Origin of the sequence: Streptomyces sp. NPDC051976 (assembly GCF_040680795.1) — a bacterium.
GTDB lineage: Bacteria > Actinomycetota > Actinomycetes > Streptomycetales > Streptomycetaceae > Actinacidiphila.
Genome location: NZ_JBFAXL010000068.1, coordinates 13225 through 33702 on the forward strand (window position 1 = coordinate 13225; position 20478 = coordinate 33702).

Consider the following 20478-nt stretch of genomic DNA (forward strand, 5'->3'; position numbering starts at 1 on the left):
CAGACTGCCCAGATGGCCGCGTATGCGCTTGAGGCTGACGGTGCGCTCCACGACGCCTCCCCCCGAGCGAACGTGAAGGCTGGAGCGCGGTCTGCGCTCGGTCAGGGGCGGAAGCGCCCCAGGAACCGGTTCGCCTTGCGTGCGGCCTCGGCTTCCACGGAGGCCTCCGCCTCGCGCCGCAGCCGGGCGGCTTAATTCTTCGCGGCCTTGCGGGCCTTCTCCGCCTCGATCGCCTGCTGCTTGCAGCCGGCGCACAATGTGCGGTGGCTGTCGGCGTTGGCCCGCCCGCGCTTGTCGACCTCGGTCCACCGCTGGTCGGTGAACTTCTCCGCGCAGTTGGCGCAGCGCGGCCAGCGCTCTTCACGTTCCCGTTCCCTCTCTGCCTTGTACTCCGCCGCTCGGCGGTCGTCCTCGGCGCGCTGGCGTGCTTGTGCGGCGTCCTTGCGGGGGTTGCCGACCGCGTCGAACAGCGATTGAAGGCCGGAGCGGCCGAACCGCCAGAAGTCCTGCCCGGTCAGGCCGCGTTCGCGCAGCCGGTCCAAGGTGGTCGCCACGATCGGGATGCGCGCGTTGTACGAGGTGTAGGTGTTGTGGGGCACGCCCTGCCAGTGCTGGCCGGTGCGCGCGGCGATCTGTTGCGCGGTCCGTCCGGGTTGCGGGGCCCGACCGGGTTGAAGACCAGCAGCACCGGCGGCAGAACCGTCTGCAGATAGCCGTCTGGCAGGCCGCTCCACCGCTGCCGCCACATGGCCATGTCCTTGCCGTCGACCTTCGCGGTGCGGGCGAAGAACCGGGCGTAGCGGTCGAGCTTCTCCACCAGGACGGCGGCTTCCTCGAAGCAGTTGTCGACCTCCACGAACAGCAGCGGCACCCTCGAGCCGGGCGCCGTCACCACGATGTCGGCCTGGACGCCGCCCCTGCCCGGCGTGGTCCAGGTACCGGTGGCCGGCAGCGGCACCTCGGTGAAGTACGAGCCAAGCGTGCCCAGGCCCCGCGGCGCGTCGAAGGCGGCCTGCGCGGCCGCCAGCGCCTCCGGTGGTTCACCGGCCAGCAGGGACAGGTCCGGCTTGGGGCGCAGCAGCGCGCCAGGATCGTCTCGTTGACCGCCATCGCGTGCTGCGCGCCGGACCGGCCCGCGCCCCGGGCGGTGCCGCCCATCTCCTCCTTGGGCCGGCCCAGCTCGCTCCTGGCGCTGTCCAGCCCGAGCGGGGTCAGCAGCCGCAGGCCCTGCGCGTCGCGGGTATGGCCGCCGAACAGCACGTGCCCCGAGGCCCGCAGATCCGCCAGCGCGCCGCGGTGCGCGGCGGTACGGGCCTCCTTGCGCCTGGCCGCGGTCGGCTTCGTGGTGTGGCGGTAGGTCAGGTGCGGCGCGGCCGCGCGCTGGATCTGGTCGGCTGTGGCCACCTTCATCACCCCCAGCACGCGCAGCACGTCCTCCCGCAGGCCGTTGGACGACCGGCGCGGATTCGCGATCCGCCGGTCTCCCCCACCCGCGGCCCCCTTGGGGAGCCCGCCCTGCGCACTGCCCGGCTTCGTGGTCCGGCTTCCGCTCATCGGCCCCGCCTCCCCGCCCGGTCCAGAGCTCCGCCGCGGCTGTCGCCCGGCCACCCGGCGGGCGGCCAGGCCCGCCCCGGACCAAGGGGCGCCGGGGAGCCCCCGGGAACCCGGTGATCCACCCTGCGTCTGTCATGACAGGGTGGTGACGAGGGTTGTGACGAGCCCGGACCGTTGAGAAAAGCCGTGCTGACCTTCGGAAACGTGGTGCACGCACGATCAGGGCACGTGAGTGGGGACCGGAGTGGGCCCGTAAGTGCCCACCGGAGTGGGCACCGCGGTGGGTGCACCGCCCCTTGCCGAGACCCTTGCCAAGAGCGCCTGTTGACCGACAGCACGACCGGCAACCGGTGCGGGCCCGGGTGCGGGCTGCACGACCAGTGTGGGCCGCCCGGACCAGGCGAGGGAACAAGCTCGGTGACGTTCACCGGCAGCGCCTCCAGATGACAGGGCGGACAGAACTCCGCCTTCACCTGCTACAAGTGCTAAACGATCTTCCCGTGTGACACCCGACCCCGATGAATTTCCCGACAGGCCGGATCAGCCCCGGTTCCACGGCACCCGGTTTCCCTCTGGCCCATCCCTTGACCGCACGGATTGCCCAATTCCCCGCCATTCCATGGCGTTCCACACCCTTACGTCCCGATTCTGGTGCAAGCAAGTGAGCATCCGCCGCGGTTGCTCACCTGCTTGCACTCCCTACGGCTTTCCAGTGTTCCAAGCCCGTGACCTGCGGTAGTGATGTTCGTGGAACGTCTGTCCTCTGACACGCGATCTTGACCGATTGACAGGCGAGTTTGACCGCTCACTTCGAATCAGTCGCTGCCAGGTTCCTGCAACAAGGGCAGGAGCACGATCCCTGCCTCTGCGTACGCGGCACCGGAGTCGGGGCGCTTGTAGCGGTAGCCGAGTGTGGTGAGCCGAGCGTCTTCGACCTTCGTGATCCACGCCAGCCTCAAGCCGTCGGAAAGTATCGGCACGATTGCGGCAACTGAATCGGCTGTGGCCAGAGCTTTCACGATCTGGCTGACAGGGTTCATGTGCTCGTAGTGGAACACCGCCCGCCCGCGGTCGAACCTGGTCTGTGAATGCCACGTCTCCTGCCGCAAGTCGACCCCGATGGCCGCGGCCCGCTCGGACGCGGCGACGCTGACCTGCGGGTATCGGGCGTCGGGTATGAGCATGTCGCAGAGCTTGCGGACGTCCACGGAAATGGACTCACGGAGCCGGGCTCTCTGATGCTTGTTGAAGTCGAAGTCCTTGAGCGCCCGACTCTTGTCGAACAGGCCCTGGGCGAACGGAAGGCAGACGTAGGCGAAGCGGGTGCTGACCACGACAGATCCTGTCTCCGAGTTGTGGCACCGATGCAACCGGCGTTCAGGCCATCTTGGCCCGTCCGTCGCCGTTGCCGGTCAAGGTCTGGTGGCAGGAAACCACCGACCATCAAGATCACTTGGCAAACGGTCAAGATCTCCTGACAAAGGTCAACAGTCGGCGGGCGCAGCGGGGCGAGGCGTTCCCCACGTGGAATCGAACGGGGAATCGAACTAGATTTGAGGGGTGAGCGACGACCAGGACAGGAGCACGGCGAGGGGCGGCCGGCTGCGCTGCCGCAGGCCGATGGGCCGCTGGTCGACGTAGCGCTCCCGGATGGGCAGCACCAGTTCGCCGTTGTGAAGTCCCGCCTCAGAGAGCCCGACGGACCTTGGTGGTACGACCTACAGATCCACCTGCCCAGCCAGGGCAGCGAGCGGGGCCAGCCAGCTCCTGGTCCTGCCGCCGCGGTCGCCTTCCGCGCCCCGGCCGCCCTCTGCGAGCCGATCGACGGCCAGCCGTACGACCAGGTGCCCACCGAGCAGCCCGGCGTCACCCCGGCCTGGAAGGTCGAAGAGAAGGTCTACTTCGGCACCCAGCGCGGCGCCCGACCCGCATCGTGCACCGGGGCGACTGCCGACCTCGCCCCGCCCGCCAGCACCCAGCAGGCCCGCGCCGTCCTCGAGTACGACGACGCCGCCGCGTGCCAGGTGTGCCGCCCGGACCGGCGGTTGCCTCTCAGGTTGGAAGCCCCCGAAGACGCGACCCCGGGAATCCGGCCACGGCTCGGTGCCGCTATGAGGGGCCGGCGCCTGCCACGACCGGTGCAGCGGTGTTCTCGTCGTCGTGCAGGCGGAAGCCGCGGGCCAGCAGGATCGTTCGCAGGGCATGATGGAGCGCGTCCTGTTGGGTTCGCCAGGGATCGCCGGGCATGCCGGACTCAGCCCTGGGATGCTGCCGCCACAGCACCATCAGTCTCACGTTGTGCCCGACCCCGTGCAGAGCCAACTGCACGCCAGTGGCCGCGCCGCCGTTCTGCCGGCTGTAGACGGGCAGCCCAGCCTCCATCAGCGCTGCCACCACCTGTACCGCCAGGGGCCGGATGTCATCGGGCCACTGCTGCCCGTCCACGACGCACCCGTCGACCGCTGCCTGCACGTCGCTCACGAATCCCGGTCCGGGGTCACGCTGTGCCGCCATCACGTACTCCCTCGCTCAACCCGCCCGCCACATTCCGGGCCCGCCGCCATGCCAGACGATCCAGTCCGCGGCCGCCACGTCGACCTGATCAACGTCGTCGACGCCTGCACGCCGTAGGAACTCCAGCAGGTCGTGCGGCCCGTAGGCCACACCGAGAATCTCGGAACCGGCACGCACCCGCCGCCCACCATCCCGGCCCGCCGGCTCCACCACCACACGCGGCTCTATACCCATGCACACCACCCTGCCGCCCGCCGGCCCGCTGCGCCCGCCGACACCGCCAACCGGCTGCCGCACACTCAGAGCAGCGAGGTCCGGAGAGGGTCGCGTGAGGCGGTCGACCCGTTCGTACAGCGCCCGCACCAGCCGCGCGCGGTCCTTCACGCACGCCGCGGTTGCCTCCATCGGCGCCGAGAGCCGCCGCTCGGTCTCACGCAGGACGACCTCGGCCAGGGCCCGGCGCCCGTTGTGGTGTGCCAGTCGGGCGGCGCGGCGGTGGACGTCGACGGCTACCGCGCGGGCGTGGCTGGTCAGTTGCAGGGCGATCTGCTCGTAGTCCCGGGGCGCGAGGTCCGGGGTGGTCCAGGCGAGCACGGCGGTGACGAGCGCCTCGTACGGGGCGCGGTCGAAGGGCAGGCCGGCTTCGATCAGGCCCGCGGGGTCGTACAGGACCGTGCGCGCGCCGGTCATGAGCGCCTTGACGTGTGGTCGTCCTCAGGTTTGGCGACGCCTTCGAGGAAGCGGGCGAACCCGCGGTCGGCGCGGGCCAGCAGGGCCGGGGAGGGAACGCCGTAAGCAGGTTGCCGGGGGGCGTCTTCCTCCAGCTCGGCGGAGGCGGTAGCGGCGGACCTGCGTGCGCCCATGAAGTTGCGCCTCCCTGTTGCTGGTGGCGTCGGTACCTGTTGACGCTACGCAAGGCCCGAACCAGCACTCAACGAAATTGCGGAAAAATTGCGCAAGTTCACTCCATGGCGTCGATCGCAGCCCGGATCAGGGCGCGGGCGCCGTCGCCATACACCGCCATCGACGCCATGGCGGTGAACGCCTTCGCGTAGTCGGCGAGCTCTCGGGACTCGGGGCTGGCGGACGTTGATCTCGGCGGTCAGCGTCTCTCCAGCGGCGCCGCCCCTACAGGCCGTGGGGCCCGGCAGCCACCCGCCAGCCCTCTCGGACAGTGGGGGCCAGTGCCTGCCCCAGTGCTCCTGCGCTCCTGCGCTCCTGCGCTCCTGCGCTTCAGCAGACCCCGAACCACACTCATGCGGCTGCCAGGAGCATGGCGGTGTAGTGCGCGGTGAAGGCGGCGATGGTGAGGGTGTGGAAGACCTCGTGGAAGCCGAACCAGCGCGGCCAGGGGTCGGGGCGTTTGAGTCCGTAGACGATGGCGCCGACGGTGTAGAGCAGGCCGCCGGCGATGATGAGTACGACGACCGCGGCGCCGCCGGTGTGCGCGAAGTCGGGCAAGTAGAACACCGCCGCCCAGCCCAAGGCGATATAGCACAGGGTGTACAGCCAGCGCGGTGCCCGAATCCACCAGATCCGGAAGGCGATACCGGCCGCGGCCCCCGCCCACACCAGTGACAGCAGGACCACCTGCCGGCGGGCGGGCAGCAGCAGTACCGCCAGGGGCGTGTATGTACCGGCGATGATCAGAAAGATGTTGGCATGGTCCAGGCGGCGCAGAACCGCCTCCCCTCGCGGGCCCCAGGTGCCGCGGTGGTACACCGCGCTCGTACCGAACAGCAGCAGCGCCGAGGCCGCATACACCGAGCACGCCACGGCGACGCTCGCCGAGCGCGCCAGGGCGACCAGGACGATGCCGCCGGCCAGCGCGAGGGGGAACATCCCGGCGTGCAGCCAGCCGCGCATCCCCGGCTTCAGGGCGGCCGCCGCCCGCTCCACCCCGCCTTCCAGGCCGGCGGCTGCCTGCCCGGCAGTCATCCGGCCGGTTGTGCCGGCAGGCGAATCGACCGCCGGTGCGCGGAAGGTGCCGGAGAGGTGCCGGGGCTCCCGTCCGTGTGCCGACGGCTGGGCATCTTCAGCGATCATGCCCACACATTATGAGAATCAGCGCATAACGCGGCAACTTACCCAGGACAGGAGAACCGATCAGGCGCCAGCCGTGGTCGTCGGGTTCCCCGATCCGGCGGCGTGGCGGTATTCGGCGTTGACGCGCTGGGCTTCCTCGAGCTGGTCTTCGAGGATGACGATGCGGCAGGCGGCCTCTATCGGGGTGCCCTGGTCGACGAGTTCACGGGCGCGGGCGGCGATGCGCAACTGGTACCGGGAGTAGCGGCGGTGGCCGCCCGCGGAGCGCAGCGGGGTGATCAGGCGGGCTTCGCCGATGGCACGCAGGAAACCTTGGGTGGTGCCGAGCATCGCGGCGGCCCGGCCCATGGTGTAGGCGGGGTAGTCGTCGTCATCGAGCCGGTTGAACGACTCGTCTGCTGTCATCTTGCCTCTCTGCGGAACACGCTGGAGGGGCCCTGGTGCCATACCGGCACCAGGGCCCCGAAGGAACTTCAACACCATCTGCCGGCCCTGATACTGCGCCGGCCTACTGTGTCCGCACGCCACCAGGGGGATGAGCAGCGTGTGCGGGGATCGCGGTTGCTTGACCGGAGACCACCTCACTATCGATGTCCTGCGGTACCCGGGCTCAACACTTCCGCCCGGGCGATCCTGATGGCGCTCGGCTCCTCCGTTCTTCCCTCTGGATGAACTACCTACCAATCCGGGTACTGCACACTGCTTGGTACTGCGCACTGCTTGTACTGCTGGTGACCTTGAGTAAGCGCCACCTTCGGCAGCCAGCCCCGTCGCCCATCGTGCGTCTGCTCTGGCTTAGAACCCCACTGCCGAACCTCCCGGTACGCGCGCCCGCAGCCGACGCCTTTACCGAGGAACCACTGAAAACCGCACTGCTGGTACTGCCAACTGCACTCACTGAACTGCGTTACTGCTCACGGCGGCCCCTGATCACTGCGGGCCACCCGGTCCGGCCGTCAGTCCCGTCACCGTCAGGAAACCGCTCTGGCTCCGGAACTCCACCACCGCACCGTCCTGCGTACTGCACCTGCGGGTACTGCTGCCCGGCAGTTCGTCTCTGCCGGGCCCTGCTGATCTCGGCTACGAGAGAAACCATAACCACCCCACCGCCCAATGTCTACTCCGGCCGTCACAGATTTCCGCGTGCTCGGCAGTGAGGTAATCGGCTGGCGATGGCGACGCGAACGGTGGAGAGGAACGCCCTTTCCCCAGCGTCGGTCCCGGCGGGGCACGGGGAAGTGCTTATCGGCCGGCTCCGGCGTGGGCGTGGCGGCCGTCGTGGTGGGGGCCGTGCCAGTCGAGGCACAGCACCGTGGCATCGTCGGCCAGGTGGCCGCCGCAGGCGTCGGTGACCGCTGCTGTCAGGACGCGCACGACCTCGCGGGGGTGTTCGGAGGCGGTCTCGCGGATGAGGCGGGGCAGGTCGACGGACTCGGCTTGTCGTTCCTGCATGCCGTCGCTGTGGAGCAGGAGCCGGTCGCCGGGGCGCAGGTCGAGGTCCTGTACGTGGTACGGGGTGGTTCCGGGGGCGCCGAAGAGCAGGTCGATGTCCAGGCGCACCTCGTTCACTGTGCCGTCGCGCAGGAGCAGCGGCCAGGGGTGTCCGGCGTTGACGAGCTGTGCGCCGGTCCCGTCCAGGGCGATGCGCAGGAGCTGGCCGGTGGCCATGGTGTCGTGGCCGTGGTCGAGGAGAGCCTGGTGGATCCGGCGGGCCTGCTTGGCCAGGCCGGCGCCGTCGCGGCGGGCGCCGCGTGAGGCATTGACCAGGAGGGTGGCCATGAGTGCGGCGTCGACGTCGTGGCCCATGGCGTCGGTCACGGACAGGTGCAGGGTGTCGTGGTCGAGGGCGTAGTCGTAGGTGTCCCCGGCAGCGTTGTCGGCCGGGATCAGGCACGCGGCGAGCACGAACTGCGCGGCTTCGCAGGAGGGCGCGTCGGGCAGGAGCTGGCGCTGGATCTCGGCGGCCAGGGTGAGCGGGGAAGCGCGCTGACCCCACCGGTAGAGGTCGGTGAAGCGGCGGTCGGTGACGATGATGTACGCCAGCGCGTGCGCGGCCTGGCCAACCTGGTCCAGGATCTCCTGGCTGACGTGCGGCAGGGACAACTCCAGGACGCCGATGGTGTCACCGCGGTTGGTCACCGGGGCGAGCACCCGCTTCCCCTGCCCGGTGTCGGGGGCCTGCACCAGCTCCTGGAGGCGCAGCACCTGGTCGTAGACGCTGCCGGCCAGCTGGATCTGATCGGCCTCGAGGCCGGCCCGCGAGGCGATCCCCTCGTCGACCCGCACCATCTGCCGGCCAGAGACGCCGACGAACAGGAACGACACCGCCCGCGCGCCGAACCGGTCGCGTAGATTGCGCGCCACCACAGCAAGAGACGCCCCCGGCGCCGCGTCCTCTGCCGCCGCGAGCACATCGGCCAGCCCGAACGGGTCACCCGGCACCGTCGCCTCCCACACATGATCACGCGAATACCCGGCCTGACCGCCGGCACCACCCACATGCGATCTCACCTGGGCCGCAATCACGCTCATGACCAGGCGAATCACCCGCCGAAGCTCCCGCAGAAGCGGACAGCCGGCCTCCCGCGAAGCCCAACGCGACTGATCATCTTGGCCCTGACGGTCAGCAGTGCCACCAAGAGGCCACCGGGCCCGGATCGCGGCCCTGAGCTCCACTCTCCCACCGCCGCCGAAGCCTGTCAGCTACGGTGGGACGGTGGGACGTCCTTCTGCCGCAGAGGCCCGGAAGCAGACAACCGGGGAACATCAGACATGTAATGCCTCAGTGAGAGAGATTCGGCACAATGCACTTGTGCAGCCCCACCCGGTTCCCTGCCCCGCCCACCTGATCCCGGACGCCACCGGCACCGACGCTTTCCACGCCGCCTACCGGCAGGCCATGGCGCAGCACGTTGTATTCGTCGCCATCGAATCCGAAAAACGTCAGCTGTGGACCGTCAAGGCTGACACGCTCACCGCGGGCTCCGGCTACACCGTCGACGATTCCGTGAACGACGCAGTCCGGACCGCGATCACCCGCCTGGTCCAAAACCGTGACGTCGACCTGGACGCCTACGCAGGACCGATCTACTTCATGATGCACGGCATCCGGAGCGAGGACCGGGCCCGCGAACTCGCGGCCGCGGTCCACGCCGCCCTCTATGCCGACCTGGGACCTCTCACCCGAGCCGTCCCTCCCGCGTCCTGACGGGGATGAAACCACCGCACTCGTGAACACCCGAGCTAGCACCGTTTTCGAATCCTGAGCTGGGCAAACGCGCAGCCGTGGACAGAACATATAGCCCCTCGAAAGCCCGAAATACGGCCAGCAGCACACACACGCACCCTGGCCGATGCCCTGTCACCAGATGACCAGGACCGGACTACTGGGCCTCAGTGCCCGGGGCCTGACGCCGGATCCGCTGCTGTTCCGTGTTCACCAGACGGACCACCGACAGCGGCAGGACATTCTCCCAGCCCAGCAGCCTTATGCCGACAACATCCTGAGCGGTGCACTGCACCTCCAGCCCGTCCAGGCTCGTACCAGTCCACACGGACCGCGCCCTATCGGGGACGCCGGGCATCCATGGCCCTTTCGAACCGTGTGATGGTCTCCTTCGGAACACACTCGCTGAGAGGACCGGCCAGCGAGGCCGTGGCTGTCCCAAGCGGCTCACCAGGAAACACCGCCGCGACCTGCTGCAGAACCGTCACGGCCAACTGCAATAGTTTCCCGTCGACAACCGCTTCGGGATCTTCCCAGTCCACAGTGGACGGGTGGTTCTCGATCACCTTGGCAAGGCGATCCCGATCATCACGCTCCATGAGTGTTCGCATGACCCGATCATCACGCGCAATCCCCTCGGGACGCTCCTGATGTCGTGACAGAGTATGACAAAATACCTGAACGGCGCAGAAAGGATCGAAAGCAGGCACTCAGCCCGGACGCCTGCCGCAGCAGGTTCGGGTCGTATCCGGATCCGCTCGTGCTGGTCACCACCCCGCTGCGCACCGCGTCCACGGCGGACGCCGCCTCGGTCACCGACAACCCGCGCGCCTCGGCGTCCCGCAGCCATCTGACGGAAGAAGAGGTTGAACAGCAGATGGTAGACGGTGGGCCCCAGGGCGTACCCGGTCATCCCGAAAGCCTGCTGCACGGAGGCCACCGTCGCTGCGCGTCCTGGGACGGCTGCTGAGCACCACCAAACGGTGCAGCTCCGAAGTCGTCGACACCCTCATGGCCTTCGTCCTGCACGCGGTCGCCGTCGGCCACCGCGAGGACCCCGACCTGGAGCTCCCCACCCCCCCCCAAGCCAGCTTCGCCGAACACATCACGATCGTCCTGGCCGCCACCGCGAGTATCCGCACCTCGCCTGCGCCACCACAACGCAACGAGGAACTCGGCACGCTGTCCCGCCGGGATCAGGCGGCATCGTTCCGGAAGAACCGCCGCACCCGACGGGCCTCCCCGACGGCGACGGGATGCGGAACAGCGAAAGCCCTGCAGCCCGCTCAGGCCGGCAACCGTTCCGACGGGGGCCGTGTGGCCTGACCTGAGAGCGTTACGGCAGGAGCGCGGGTCTGCTGACCGGGCAGCAATCTCGCCGAACGGTGTCCAAGCCTGTCTTCACACACGGACGGTGGTGCCTGCCAAGGCTCCGGTCCAGAAAGGGGAAGTATGGGCGAGTATGGACCGTTATCACCGGTGGGTGAGGCGTACCACGCCGTGGCTGACCGGCCTGGCGCTGCTGTCGTTGGTGAACTTCGTGGTGGCCTCGGCGCTGGACCGGGCGCAGGCGTTCACCAGCCCAGTCGACTACGTGGCGTGGGTCGCCTTCGCTATCGACTATGGCGTGCGGCTGCATCTGGTCGAAGACCGGCGCCGGTTCGTGCGCACTCATCCGCTGGACCTGGTAGCTGTCCTGGTGCCGGCTGTCCGGTCGTTGCGAGTGCTGGGGGTCTTCGGCCGTGTAGGGGTGGTCGCCCAGCGCCACCGATCAGAACGGGTGCTGGTGGCCACCGCGTTGGTCGTGCTGACCGTAGTCCTGGTGGGGGCCGGCGCCGTTCTTCGGCCGGAACAGCATGCGCCGGGCGCAAACATCCGGTCGTACCCCGATGCCATCTGGTCGGCGTTGACCACGGCGTCCACGGTCGGCTACGGCGACCGGTTCCCGGTCACGGCAGAAGGCCGGATCATCGGCGGAACGCTGATGGTAATCGGCATCGGCACCATGGGCATGGTCACCGCGGCCAGTTGGACGGCGCGTGCGTCGCGGTCGCGCCCGATCCGGCGGTAGAACGCGGCGAGCTGTTCGTATGGCTGCGTGCCGCGTGCACTGTGGTGGAGGTAGGTTTTGCGGGCTTTCAGGTTGGTGCTGTCCACGTGCAGGCTGGTGTACTCCACCTCGCCGTCGGCTATGGCTACGCCCCCGCACGAGCGGCCTGAGACTGACGATAAGGACGCTGTACCTCGGCCTCGGTACGTCCTGCCAGCCACCGGGTTGACCGCTGTCGCGCCGGGGACGTGGTCGTCGCCGGCGTCATGGGCGTCCCGATCGCCACGGTGCGCTCCAGCTACCGCCACGCCACCCGCACCCTCACCGCCGTCCCGCCTGTACCTGCACCACCTGGCCCTCGGTGAAGCAGACGCCGCCTGGTGGCGCAAGCAGACCACAGTCCGCACCCGCCGCTCCCCCATCACCGAGAACCTGCCGGTCACCTACGACGACACCGACCGCAGCACCCCCACCCTGCTGCGCGTCCTGGGACAGCTGCTGAGCACCACCAAACGGTGCAGCTCCGAAGTCATCGACGCCCTCATGGCCTTCGTCCCGTACGCGGTCGCCGTCGGCCACCGCGAGGACCCCGACCTGGAGCTCCCCACCCCCTACACCGGCTTCGCCGAACACATCACGATCGTCCTGGCCGCCACCGCGAGTATCCGCACCTCGCCAGCGCCACCACAACCCAACGAGGAACTCGGCACGCTGTCCCGGCGAGATCAGGCGGCATCGTTCCGGAAGAACCGCCGCACCCGACGGGCCTCCCCGACGGCGACAGGATGCGGAACAGCGAAAGCCCTGCAGCCGCTCCGACGAGGGCCGGGGGTCCTGACCTGAGGGCATTGCGTGGGCGGGAGAAGAACAGCTGGGTGTACGGTGCCGTCGCGGCACCGTGCCCCACCAGCTCCCCCGCCGGGTACGAGGACGGTCAAGGTCAGGCGGCACCGAACAGGCGGCCAACATCAGACTGATCTTCCAATGGGAGCGGGAGGATTACTGGAAAGAGTGGGGCCCGAGCCACAGGTGACCACTACGCGCCGACGTGTAGCACCTGGTCTGCGCGCTGGGGAGCGCATCCGCCTCGCGGCGCGTGATCGCGCAGACGAGCAGCGTGCCCAACCCCCAAGCCGACCTGGCGTGGGCTTGCCTGGTCGAGGTGGACTGCCCAGGTGACCGGCAGGCTGTACCTGATCGCCTGCGCCGCACCACCTGCCCGCCGCCCGACGTTCCCCATCCGCGCCTGTCATCGTCCGCAGGTCGGGTTCGGATGCTCAGGTCTGGCCGGGTACCGAGGCCAGGCATCGTAATTGAACCACGATCGCAGCCCTGCGGACGATCGCCGCGCGGGTCGGAGCGCCGTGCTGACTGCCGACAGCGGCCTTGATGCCGCGCTCAGGATCGGGCCGCCTCGGCCGTCCGCCTGCTGCGGCCCGGGATGGGACCTCTGCGTTCGCGGGCCTCTCCCCTTCACAGCCCTGTACCCCTGCGGCGCCGGCCGCGGCATTCGCGGGAACGCCAGGGGTGCCGGGCACTTGCCTATTGCACTTCAATCTCTACATTTGGCAGACTTTGCACTTCAAAGTGCAACGCGGATGTGTCACATGTCCAAGCCCATGCGGATGATCGCCGTCGACGATGAGGCGTTCGCCTACCTGCAGCGTCACAGCGAACCCCTTGTCGACACACCGAACGACGTGCTGCGTCGGCAGCTCCTGCAGGACAGCAAGCCGACCGCCGGCACGGCGGGCAGCCGCAGAACCGGGGCCCTGATGCCTATCATCGAAGTCGGCCTGGCCACAGCCGACGACAAGCTCCGCCACCACCAGCCGAGACGCAGGCGGACCCACGAAGCCACCGTCACCGCCGACGGCTGGGTCGAAATCCCCGACGGCCGCGCCTTCCCGCAGCCCTCCCCCGCGCTGAAGGCGCAGGCCGGCAGCGAGATCAACGGCTGGGGCCAGTACACGCACGTCGACAGTGGGCGCCGCCTGCAAGAACTGCGCGAAGATGCCACCAAGCATCAAGGCCAGGCATGACGCCCCACACCAGAGCCGGGACCTGCGGGGAAGAAAGGCGCGCGGCGGGGCAGAGCACGCCGAAGTCCGCCGGTATAGCGCGCTTCAGCCCGAGCGGCCAACTCCCCTGACGGTACGGGCCCGTTGACTATCAGTTCGCCCCGCCGGGGGGTGCCTCTATGTCTTTCGTCAAGTCCGAGGTGGTCATGCGGTGGCTGCCTCGGGCGTGCGTGGGTCGTAGAAGGTGCCGTCGCGGAGCATGGCGAACAGGACGCTGATGCGGTGGCGGGCGAGGCGGAGGAGGGCCTGAGTGTGGGTTTTGCCGCGGGCTCTGCATCGGTCGTAGTAGGTGCGGGAAGCGGGGTCGTGCAGGGCGGCGAACGCGGACAGGAACATCGCGCGTTTGAGCTGCCGGTTGCCGCTTCTGGGTGCGTGTTCGCCGTGGATGGAGGTCCCGGAGGACTTGGTGGCCGGGGCGAGGCCGGCGTAGGAGGCCAGGTGGGCGGCGCTGGGGAAGGAGCTGCCGTCGCCGACGGTGACCAGGAGGACTGCAGCGGTCCTGACGCCGACGCCGGGCAGCGACGTCAGGACCTGGGAAAGAGGGTGAGACTCCAGCAGTTGGTTGATCTGGGCTTCCAGGGCCCGGCGTTGCTCGTGAACGGCTGCCAGGGAGCGGGCCAGCGACGGGATGACGATGTCGAGGGTGCCGGTGCCCGGAACGACGACGCTCTGTTCGTCCAGCGCGTCGAAGGCCTCGTCGATCAGCCGGGCGGCCATGCGCGGGGCCTTGGGGCGGATCAGTTCGACGAGTCTGCGGCGGCCGGCCTTGCGCAGGGCGGCAGGGGATCCGTGGCGTTCCAGCAGCCAGGTGACGGCCTGGTGGTCCAGACGGGGCCCCAGGACGCGTTCCAGGCTGGGGTGGAACTGGGTGAGCAGGCCGCGTATCCGGTTGGAAGTGCGGGTGGACTCGGCCGCGAGGTCCTGGTCGAAGCCGACCAGAACGGTCAGCTCGGCGGTGATCTCGTCGGTCAACTCCAGCGAGCGCAGGGTATGCGGCATCGTCCGTGCTGCGTCCGCGATCACCGCGGCGTCCTTCGCGTCGGTCTTGGCCTCGCCCGGGTAGAGGTCGGCGATCCGCCGCATGGCAAGGCCCGGCAGGTAGGCGACCTGGCATCCCGCGTCACGGGCCACGGCCAGCGGCAGAGCTCCTATGGACGCGGGCTGGTCCACGACCACCAGGACCGTGCCGAACTTCGCGGCCAGTTTCTCGAAGACGACCCGCAGTTTGGGTTCGCTGTTCGGCAGGGGCTTGTCGAAGACCTTCTTGCCGGCCGGGGTCAGCCCGTGCCCGTAGTGCGTGCTCTTGCCGACGTCCAGCCCGAGGAAGACGCCCACGCCGTCAGTGTCGATCACCGTGCCCCCACGTTTGCTCGTTACGGTGCTGGCCAGGGCTTCGGGGCCGTTCTCGCGCATCCACGTTATGCAGACCTGCCGCCCGCAGATGGCCGGGCAATTGCGCTCGGCCGGGCGATGGCCGGACCTCTCATCAGCGTCTCCGACGGCACCCCTCGGGCCCGGCGACACCACCCCCCAGGTCATCCCATCCAATGCCGTTGCTTTTGCTGTCACTCCCATCGGCGGTTCATGGTGATCGTGACCGGGGACCGACGTCGGCTGGCTGGTTCACCGGGGGCTTTGCTGCCGTACGGGGTAATGCACGATCTCACCTTGCGCGGGCAGTCGCGTGATCGGCGTGGCGGCAGGAGGCTCCGGCCGATCTCCAGGCAGCCGAGTCGGCGGTCACGCCTCCGGGCGGAGGGGGGAAAATCCGCCGGGTGCGATCACCGTGCGGCGGACAACGTGCAGGGCTCGGGTGAACGAGGTCCGCTCGGCGACACTCTGATGGAGCCGGGCCGCCTCGTTCAGCAGCTCTCTGGCCGCGTGGTGCACGATCAGGTGCGCGTAGATCTCCTGCCGCACGCCGTCCGGCGTCTGAGACCGCAGAACCGGTCTGCCGCGCTGATGAGTCTTGATCTCGTCGAAGACGAGCTCGATCTCCCATCTCCGCGCGTACAGTGCCGCGAGTTCGGCGGCCGGATACCGCTCGTGGTCGAGCAGGCTGGTGATGACGCGGACCACGTCGGCCTGTCCGTCAACGCGGTACTCGATCACCCGGACCAGGACCGGCGGGGCCTTGACCGTGCCGGCAGCCTTGCTGTGCTTGTTCGCCTCGATCCGTGCGAGATAACTGCCGTCGGGCAGGACGCCCTCAACCCGCCGGGCCTTGCGCCGCTCGATCCGCCACAGCAGGTGAGCGCCCCGGTCGCGTAACCGGTGCCACCGCGCCAGGCCCCACAGACCCCGGTCGGCCAGGACCAGAGTGCCCGGGCCGATGTGGGCTTCCAGTTCGTCGGACACGATCCGTTCGGAGTCCTTGAAACCGCCGATCACGGCATCCAGCACTGCGTGCGTCGAGCACTCCGCCACCGCGACCACCCGCGCCTGCGGGTATCCCATCGGGGCACGCTGCGAACCAGACTTGCCGAAGGTCTCCAGGTTTCCGGCGGAGTCCGGCACTGCCAGGAGCGTTCCGTCCAGGGCGAGTACCCGCGTCCCGTGGAACAGGTCGGGACCCCCGCCCAACGGGCGGGACACCCTGCAGAACAGCTCGCGCATCACCGTCCAGCCCAACCGCTGCCGAGCCCTGGTCAGCGAAGACTTGTTCACCCCAGTCCACGGCCGCAGGGTCGATTCGCCAGCCTTCACCAGCCGCAGCACCTCAAGGTAATCGGCCTGCGGGAAGAGGCACATGGCGAGGGACGAAGTACACGGTGAACCGGGCGGACAGCAACCGAGCCGTTTCTCCTTGCGGCCTTCATCGCCGACGACCCGGTCCATCAGCTCAGGAGGGCAGGACTGGGTCAAGATCCCCAGCCCCAACCGCTCCAACCTCGATATCAGCACACCGGATCAACCGGCCGAACCCCGCAAAGGCAACGGCATTGTCATCCCATCGACAGGGGGCAACAGTCATACCGGGCCCGGAGGCCAGCGGCCCTCTTACAGGACCGCGAAAAAACGGGGCAGCACCGAGCAGCCGCAGGGCTGGAAAGCGTCGCCGACCACTGTCCCGGGGAAAACGCTCGACGTCCCCTCTCCCCGGACATCACAAAGAGACCACATGCTCCGGCCGGGGCCTGGCGGGGTGGACCTGGCCCGGCGAGTCGAGCTCGCCGGGGCCAGGTCCGTACTTCCAGCTGTCGTGCTGTCAGGTGATGCCTCTACTGGTAGGTGATGGTGATCGGATTGTGCACGGTGTGCTTGGGCACTGTCACCGTGAGGATCCCGGTGGCGCTGTCCCATTTGTAGGCCTGCGATGTCAACTGCACGCCGAAGGCGGTGACCTTGGTGGGTGCGTGGGATGTACCGAGCAGTGACAGTGTCCACTGCCGGTTGTGCACCTGGCCACGGAAGCTGCCTTGCGGTGCGCCGATGGTCACCGTGTGCCGGTCGCCGTCCTCGTGGTAGCTGACGGTCGTTGTGGCGCTGTGGCCTGGACGCCCTGCGGTCGCGGTGCCATCGTCCTCGTAGAGGCGGTACGAGCCCGTCGCGCCGGCAGCCACGGTCAAAGTAATGTCGGTGAGCGGGTTCTTGTCGACGCTCGAGACGTTCGAGGTGCGGGTCGGCAGAATCCCACCGGCCTTGACGAACACGGGCATCGAGTCCAGATCCGTGGTGACGTCCTGTGTGGTGCCGCCCTGGTAGGTCTTGCCGGTGAAGTAGTCCGTCCACTGGCCGGGCGGGAACCACACCGAGGTGGTCGCCGTCGTGCCCGGCGTCGTCACCGGAGCGACCAGGACGTCCGCGCCGTAGAAGTACTCGCTGTCGGCGGTGGCATAGGCCTGCGCCTGGTCGGGGTATTCCAGGTAGGTCGGCCGGACGATCGGCACGCCGGTCGTGGCGGCCTCTTTCGCGAGCGAGTAGGTGTAGGGCACCAGATTGTCTCGCAGGTTGAGGAACGTGTCGGCTGACTGACGGGCCTGGGTGCCGTACTGCCAGGGCAGCCGGTCGCTGTGGTTGCTGTGCAGGCGGTCGATCGGCTGGAAGGCGCCGAACTGCACCCAGCGGGCGTACAGGTCGTCGGGCAGCTTGTGCGTGGTGTGGGTGGCGCCGCCGTCGGTGTACGTCTCAGAGCCGGTCAGGCCCGTGGTGTCGTTGTGGCCGCCGATGTCGTGGGTGATGGCTGCCATGCCTGTCGCAGCGGACTCGCCAGGGGTGTAGCCGACCTCCAGCTTCAGGGTGCCCCAGGTCGAGGAGGTGTCCCCGGTGAAGTGGACGGTGGTGCGTTTGTCGGCCCACGGTCCGGTCGGCAGTCCGGCCTGGCCGCTGTAGCCGCCTGCCTGCAGCGAGCCGTAGGCTCGCGACAGGACGAAGCCGCGGCCGCCGCCGTTCTGACCGGTCAGGGTCGCGTACTGCTGGTTGATCCACGCGTCCGGCGTGACACCGGGCATCGAGGACTGCGAGGCGTCGCAGCACCAGTCCAGCCACCAGAAGTCGTTGCCCTGCTCGTCCATGGTCCGGTGCAGGTCCAGGTACGCCTTGAGCTGGTCGGGGTCGCCGAAGTCGAAGGTGTAGCAGTTGTTCTGGACCGATGCGCCGCCCGCGCATCCGCCCGGCGTCAGCTTGCCCTTGGCTGTGGCCTGTGCTTGGGCGAACTGGGGGTCGGAGGCAAGGATGCTGGGGTGCACGTTGAGCGTGTTGTGCAGCCCCTGCCCCGCCGACCAGTCGAAGAAGCCCTTGGGATCGGGGAACCTTCCCGGGTCCATCTCCCAGCCACTCCAGTTGTTGACGGCCTTGAAGTCCGTGTCCGTCACCAGCACGTCCAGCGGCACGCCTTCTGACCGGAAGCCGGGAAGAATGGTGTTCTCGTAGGCGGCCGCAGTGCGGTCGATGTACTCCGAGTACCACACGCCGTAGGCCCATTGCGGCAGCAGCGCCGGCGGGCCCGTCAGGGTGGCCAGGTCGCCGAGGCCCTTCTTGTAATCGTGTCCGTAGCCGAAGACGTAGCCGTCCTGGTACGGCGCGCCGCCGTGCGAGGGCCGCTGCGTGACCCTCTGCGTCGCGGTGTCGTACACCGCGGATGGGGTGTCATCCAGCAGGTACCAGCCGTCTTTGTTGAGCAGCCCGGGTGTGGTGATCGGCGCTGGGCCGTTTCCGGTCACCCCGTCCAGACCGCGGCGGTAGCCGCCGAGTGCGACATGCGGCTGCGGGGCCCAGGCGTCTGCCGCGGCCACCGAGACGGTGTCCAGGTTGACGTGGCAACTGGCGGCGTCCGGGCAGCTCAAGGTGACGTCGTCGCCGCCGGCCTGCAGCGTCACGGGCGCCGAGGCGGTCTGCCAGTCGTTCCAGTCGCTGGTGGACGGCAGGCTCAGCGTCGTGGTGGCGCTGCCTGCGGAGATTGAGGCGGTACGCGTCTGGTGCAGGCCGTCACCGCCGACACCGTTGGCGTAGCGCACCCGCAGGGTGTAGGTGCCGTCAGCGGGCACGCCGACCAGGTGTGTGGTCAGGCTCGACCCCTGATTCAGTTCGGCGACAAAACCGCTGCCTGCGTAGCCCTGGTGATCGTCGGCGGATGCCGCGGTTCCGGTGATCCGGCCGGACTCGGCCTCACAGCTTGTTCCGAGCAGACAGTCGGGGATCGCGGTGGTGGAGACCGCCGGGTAAGGATTGCCCGGACGGGCCAGGGCCACGCTATCGATGTTGACGTTCCCGGAATCCGAGGCGGTGCGGGTCAGCGCGATCGTGTGCCGACCCGCGCCGAGGTCGAGACTCGTCGTCGCCACGTTCCAGGTGTCCCAGTTCGCGGTGGTCGGCAAGGTCAACTGCCGCGCCGCGCCCCCGTCCACCGAGACCGTCAACGTCCTGGGCTCGCTCTTCCCGTCGCCTCCCACGGAGTTCGCGTACCGCACGTCGAACTGGTACGTTCCCGCAGCACTGACAACGATGTCAGCCGACGCGGAACTACCGGCGCCCGCGAAGCCGGCGGCGAATCCGGCGCCGGTGTGGCCCGCGTGGTCCGAGGCCACGGACACGCCGTCCAGCCGGAGGCTTTCCCCCTCGCACAGCGCACCCAGCGAACAGGTCAGCAGATGCCACGGGCTGGCGGTCACCGGGGCACCGCCCACGGTCTGACGCACCGAGAGATTCCCCGCATCGAACGGGCCGGAACCGAGCCGGTAACGTACCTCCACCGCACTGGTCCTGACAGTCAGCCAGCCGTTGGCCCTCCGGGCGGTGTACGCAGCGCGGGTGAAGCCGTCACGGCCGATCGCGTTGAAGGTGGGGCCGTCTGTGAACTTCCCGTCGCCCGAATACTCGGTCCGGATCAGCGTGGGTGAGAGGATCTCGAAACGGGCGTCTCCGGCGGAGACGGTGGGGACGCGAGTGGCAGAAGTGGCCGCCGCGTTCCCAGCCGAGGCCGAGCCGGCGCCCCCAAGCGTCATGGCGGCAGCGAAGGACAACGCCGCTGCCGCGCTCACCTGCCGCAGCCTGACCCTCCGCCGTCGATGTTCCTGTACGACTGTCAACGTCAACTCCGTTCACGCGTTGGTGGGATCACTGTGTCTTGCCGTCCCGTCCGGGCACGGTTCACTCCCCCAGGACGCCACCTGCCTGGCGAGCACAGCACCGTGCCAGCCGGTGACCTGACCGGCGCTCCCAGAGGTACCCGAACGGCCATTGCCGGTGCTCGCGGGCGTGGCAGGAGGCCGCGGTCCTCGAACTGCCGTCAGGCCATCGCAACACGGCACCGCGCTCAGAGGGTTGAGGGATGAGGAGCCGTGCGCTGATTCTCATTGCCGTCGTACACCTTCGGGCCCGTCGCAGGCCTTCGGGAAGGTAGCCTGCCGGGGGCCTGCGGCCATTGGTTGGCAGTGGCCTTCTGCCCACGTCGCTGGGTGTGTACAGGCCCTGCGCAGGTCCACAGAACCGGTTCCCCGGCATCGTGATCTCGTGCGATGCAGGGCGCAGGAGCAAGCGGCCTGAGCGCGAGGTCGGCTGTGCCAGGC

At 68.8% G+C, this 20478-nt stretch carries 19 protein-coding genes and 3 pseudogenes; 7 read left to right on the plus strand and 15 right to left on the minus strand.

Annotated features, from left to right (window positions below):
- Window positions 1–191: 191 nt before the first annotated feature.
- The 4 genes from AB0M29_RS38850 to AB0M29_RS38865 form a co-directional block, all read right to left on the minus strand.
- Window positions 192–554, minus strand: coding sequence for a hypothetical protein (locus AB0M29_RS38850; protein WP_365391526.1), 363 nt, complete (start codon window positions 552–554; stop codon window positions 192–194).
- Complete coding sequence (locus AB0M29_RS38855; protein ID WP_365391527.1) at window positions 515–895, minus strand: hypothetical protein; 381 nt, start codon at window positions 893–895, stop codon at window positions 515–517. Before AB0M29_RS38855 ends, AB0M29_RS38850 begins: the two co-directional genes overlap by 40 nt.
- The gene (locus AB0M29_RS38860) at window positions 889–1554 is read right to left on the minus strand and encodes a hypothetical protein (RefSeq protein WP_365391528.1); all 666 of its coding nucleotides are present in this window, start codon (window positions 1552–1554) and stop codon (window positions 889–891) included. Before AB0M29_RS38860 ends, AB0M29_RS38855 begins: the two co-directional genes overlap by 7 nt.
- Before the next feature lie 815 nt (window positions 1555–2369).
- A complete protein-coding gene (locus AB0M29_RS38865; RefSeq protein ID WP_365391529.1) occupies window positions 2370–2888 on the minus strand; it encodes a hypothetical protein in 519 nt (172 codons plus the stop codon).
- A 510-nt stretch (window positions 2889–3398) separates the two neighbouring features.
- On the opposite strand from AB0M29_RS38865, the pseudogene AB0M29_RS38870 reads away from it, so the two are divergent.
- Window positions 3399–3590 (plus strand): annotated as a pseudogene (locus tag AB0M29_RS38870) (DUF6233 domain-containing protein); the annotation flags it as partial.
- Window positions 3591–3663: 73 nt separating this feature from the next.
- On the opposite strand, the gene AB0M29_RS38875 reads toward AB0M29_RS38870, so the two are convergent.
- The 7 genes and pseudogenes from AB0M29_RS38875 to AB0M29_RS38905 form a co-directional block, all read right to left on the minus strand.
- Window positions 3664–4068, minus strand: coding sequence for a hypothetical protein (locus AB0M29_RS38875; RefSeq protein ID WP_365391530.1), 405 nt, complete (start codon window positions 4066–4068; stop codon window positions 3664–3666).
- A 330-nt stretch (window positions 4069–4398) separates the two neighbouring features.
- Window positions 4399–4758: pseudogene (locus tag AB0M29_RS38880) on the minus strand (restriction endonuclease); the annotation flags it as partial.
- Complete coding sequence (locus AB0M29_RS38885) at window positions 4755–4931, minus strand: hypothetical protein (RefSeq protein WP_365391531.1); 177 nt, start codon at window positions 4929–4931, stop codon at window positions 4755–4757. The gene AB0M29_RS38885 and the pseudogene AB0M29_RS38880, both read right to left, overlap by 4 nt.
- Before the next feature lie 98 nt (window positions 4932–5029).
- Window positions 5030–5180: pseudogene (locus AB0M29_RS38890) on the minus strand (transcriptional regulator); the annotation flags it as partial.
- A 142-nt stretch (window positions 5181–5322) separates the two neighbouring features.
- Window positions 5323–6114 (minus strand): hemolysin III family protein, encoded by a 792-nt coding sequence (locus AB0M29_RS38895; protein ID WP_365391532.1) that lies wholly within the window; start codon window positions 6112–6114, stop codon window positions 5323–5325.
- A gap of 60 nt (window positions 6115–6174) precedes the next feature.
- Complete coding sequence (locus AB0M29_RS38900) at window positions 6175–6519, minus strand: MerR family transcriptional regulator (protein WP_365391533.1); 345 nt, start codon at window positions 6517–6519, stop codon at window positions 6175–6177.
- Window positions 6520–7356: 837 nt separating this feature from the next.
- A complete protein-coding gene (locus AB0M29_RS38905) occupies window positions 7357–8556 on the minus strand; it encodes a PP2C family protein-serine/threonine phosphatase (RefSeq protein WP_365391534.1) in 1200 nt (399 codons plus the stop codon).
- Between the two features lie 370 nt (window positions 8557–8926).
- Here AB0M29_RS38905 and AB0M29_RS38910 point away from each other — a divergent pair, with 370 nt between their 5' ends.
- Window positions 8927–9322, plus strand: a complete 396-nt coding sequence (locus tag AB0M29_RS38910) for a hypothetical protein (protein WP_365391535.1) — start codon at window positions 8927–8929, stop codon at window positions 9320–9322.
- A gap of 356 nt (window positions 9323–9678) precedes the next feature.
- Here AB0M29_RS38910 and AB0M29_RS38915 read toward each other — a convergent pair whose 3' ends face one another.
- Window positions 9679–9951, minus strand: coding sequence for a hypothetical protein (locus tag AB0M29_RS38915; protein ID WP_365391536.1), 273 nt, complete (start codon window positions 9949–9951; stop codon window positions 9679–9681).
- 44 nt (window positions 9952–9995) lie between these two features.
- Here AB0M29_RS38915 and AB0M29_RS38920 point away from each other — a divergent pair, with 44 nt between their 5' ends.
- The 5 genes from AB0M29_RS38920 to AB0M29_RS38940 all read left to right on the plus strand — a co-directional run bounded on the left by AB0M29_RS38920 (window position 9996) and on the right by AB0M29_RS38940 (window position 13432).
- Window positions 9996–10310 (plus strand): hypothetical protein, encoded by a 315-nt coding sequence (locus AB0M29_RS38920; protein ID WP_365391537.1) that lies wholly within the window; start codon window positions 9996–9998, stop codon window positions 10308–10310.
- Between the two features lie 41 nt (window positions 10311–10351).
- Window positions 10352–10666: a hypothetical protein gene (locus AB0M29_RS38925; RefSeq protein WP_365391538.1), complete on the plus strand. Its 315-nt coding sequence runs from the start codon at window positions 10352–10354 to the stop codon at window positions 10664–10666.
- Between the two features lie 157 nt (window positions 10667–10823).
- Window positions 10824–11411, plus strand: a complete 588-nt coding sequence (locus AB0M29_RS38930) for a potassium channel family protein (protein ID WP_365391539.1) — start codon at window positions 10824–10826, stop codon at window positions 11409–11411.
- A 204-nt stretch (window positions 11412–11615) separates the two neighbouring features.
- On the plus strand, window positions 11616–12233 hold the full coding sequence (locus tag AB0M29_RS38935) for a hypothetical protein (RefSeq protein WP_365391540.1): 618 nt from the start codon (window positions 11616–11618) through the stop codon (window positions 12231–12233).
- A gap of 764 nt (window positions 12234–12997) precedes the next feature.
- Window positions 12998–13432 (plus strand): hypothetical protein, encoded by a 435-nt coding sequence (locus AB0M29_RS38940; RefSeq protein ID WP_365391541.1) that lies wholly within the window; start codon window positions 12998–13000, stop codon window positions 13430–13432.
- A gap of 183 nt (window positions 13433–13615) precedes the next feature.
- Here AB0M29_RS38940 and AB0M29_RS38945 read toward each other — a convergent pair whose 3' ends face one another.
- From AB0M29_RS38945 to AB0M29_RS38955, 3 genes are all read right to left on the minus strand, one after another.
- Window positions 13616–14824 (minus strand): IS110 family transposase, encoded by a 1209-nt coding sequence (locus AB0M29_RS38945; protein WP_365391554.1) that lies wholly within the window; start codon window positions 14822–14824, stop codon window positions 13616–13618.
- A gap of 387 nt (window positions 14825–15211) precedes the next feature.
- A complete protein-coding gene (locus AB0M29_RS38950) occupies window positions 15212–16309 on the minus strand; it encodes an IS4 family transposase (RefSeq protein WP_365391542.1) in 1098 nt (365 codons plus the stop codon).
- A gap of 383 nt (window positions 16310–16692) precedes the next feature.
- On the minus strand, window positions 16693–19914 hold the full coding sequence (locus AB0M29_RS38955; RefSeq protein ID WP_365391543.1) for a TIM-barrel domain-containing protein: 3222 nt from the start codon (window positions 19912–19914) through the stop codon (window positions 16693–16695).
- Between the last annotated feature and the right edge of the window lie 564 nt (window positions 19915–20478).

Excerpts from the sequence above, each read along its gene's own strand:
- AB0M29_RS38860 (WP_365391528.1), bottom strand. The coding sequence starts at position 1,554 with ATGAGCGGAAGCCGGACCACGAAGCCGGGCAGTGCGCAGGGCGGGCTC.
- AB0M29_RS38875 (WP_365391530.1), bottom strand. The coding sequence starts at position 4,068 with ATGGCGGCACAGCGTGACCCCGGACCGGGATTCGTGAGCGACGTGCAG.
- AB0M29_RS38885 (WP_365391531.1), bottom strand. The coding sequence starts at position 4,931 with ATGGGCGCACGCAGGTCCGCCGCTACCGCCTCCGCCGAGCTGGAGGAA.
- AB0M29_RS38895 (WP_365391532.1), bottom strand. The coding sequence starts at position 6,114 with ATGATCGCTGAAGATGCCCAGCCGTCGGCACACGGACGGGAGCCCCGG.
- AB0M29_RS38900 (WP_365391533.1), bottom strand. The coding sequence starts at position 6,519 with ATGACAGCAGACGAGTCGTTCAACCGGCTCGATGACGACGACTACCCC.
- AB0M29_RS38915 (WP_365391536.1), bottom strand. The coding sequence starts at position 9,951 with ATGCGAACACTCATGGAGCGTGATGATCGGGATCGCCTTGCCAAGGTG.
- AB0M29_RS38925 (WP_365391538.1), top strand. The coding sequence starts at position 10,352 with ATGGCCTTCGTCCTGCACGCGGTCGCCGTCGGCCACCGCGAGGACCCC.
- AB0M29_RS38940 (WP_365391541.1), top strand. The coding sequence starts at position 12,998 with ATGTCCAAGCCCATGCGGATGATCGCCGTCGACGATGAGGCGTTCGCC.
- AB0M29_RS38950 (WP_365391542.1), bottom strand. The coding sequence starts at position 16,309 with ATGGACCGGGTCGTCGGCGATGAAGGCCGCAAGGAGAAACGGCTCGGT.
- AB0M29_RS38955 (WP_365391543.1), bottom strand. The coding sequence starts at position 19,914 with ATGACGCTTGGGGGCGCCGGCTCGGCCTCGGCTGGGAACGCGGCGGCC.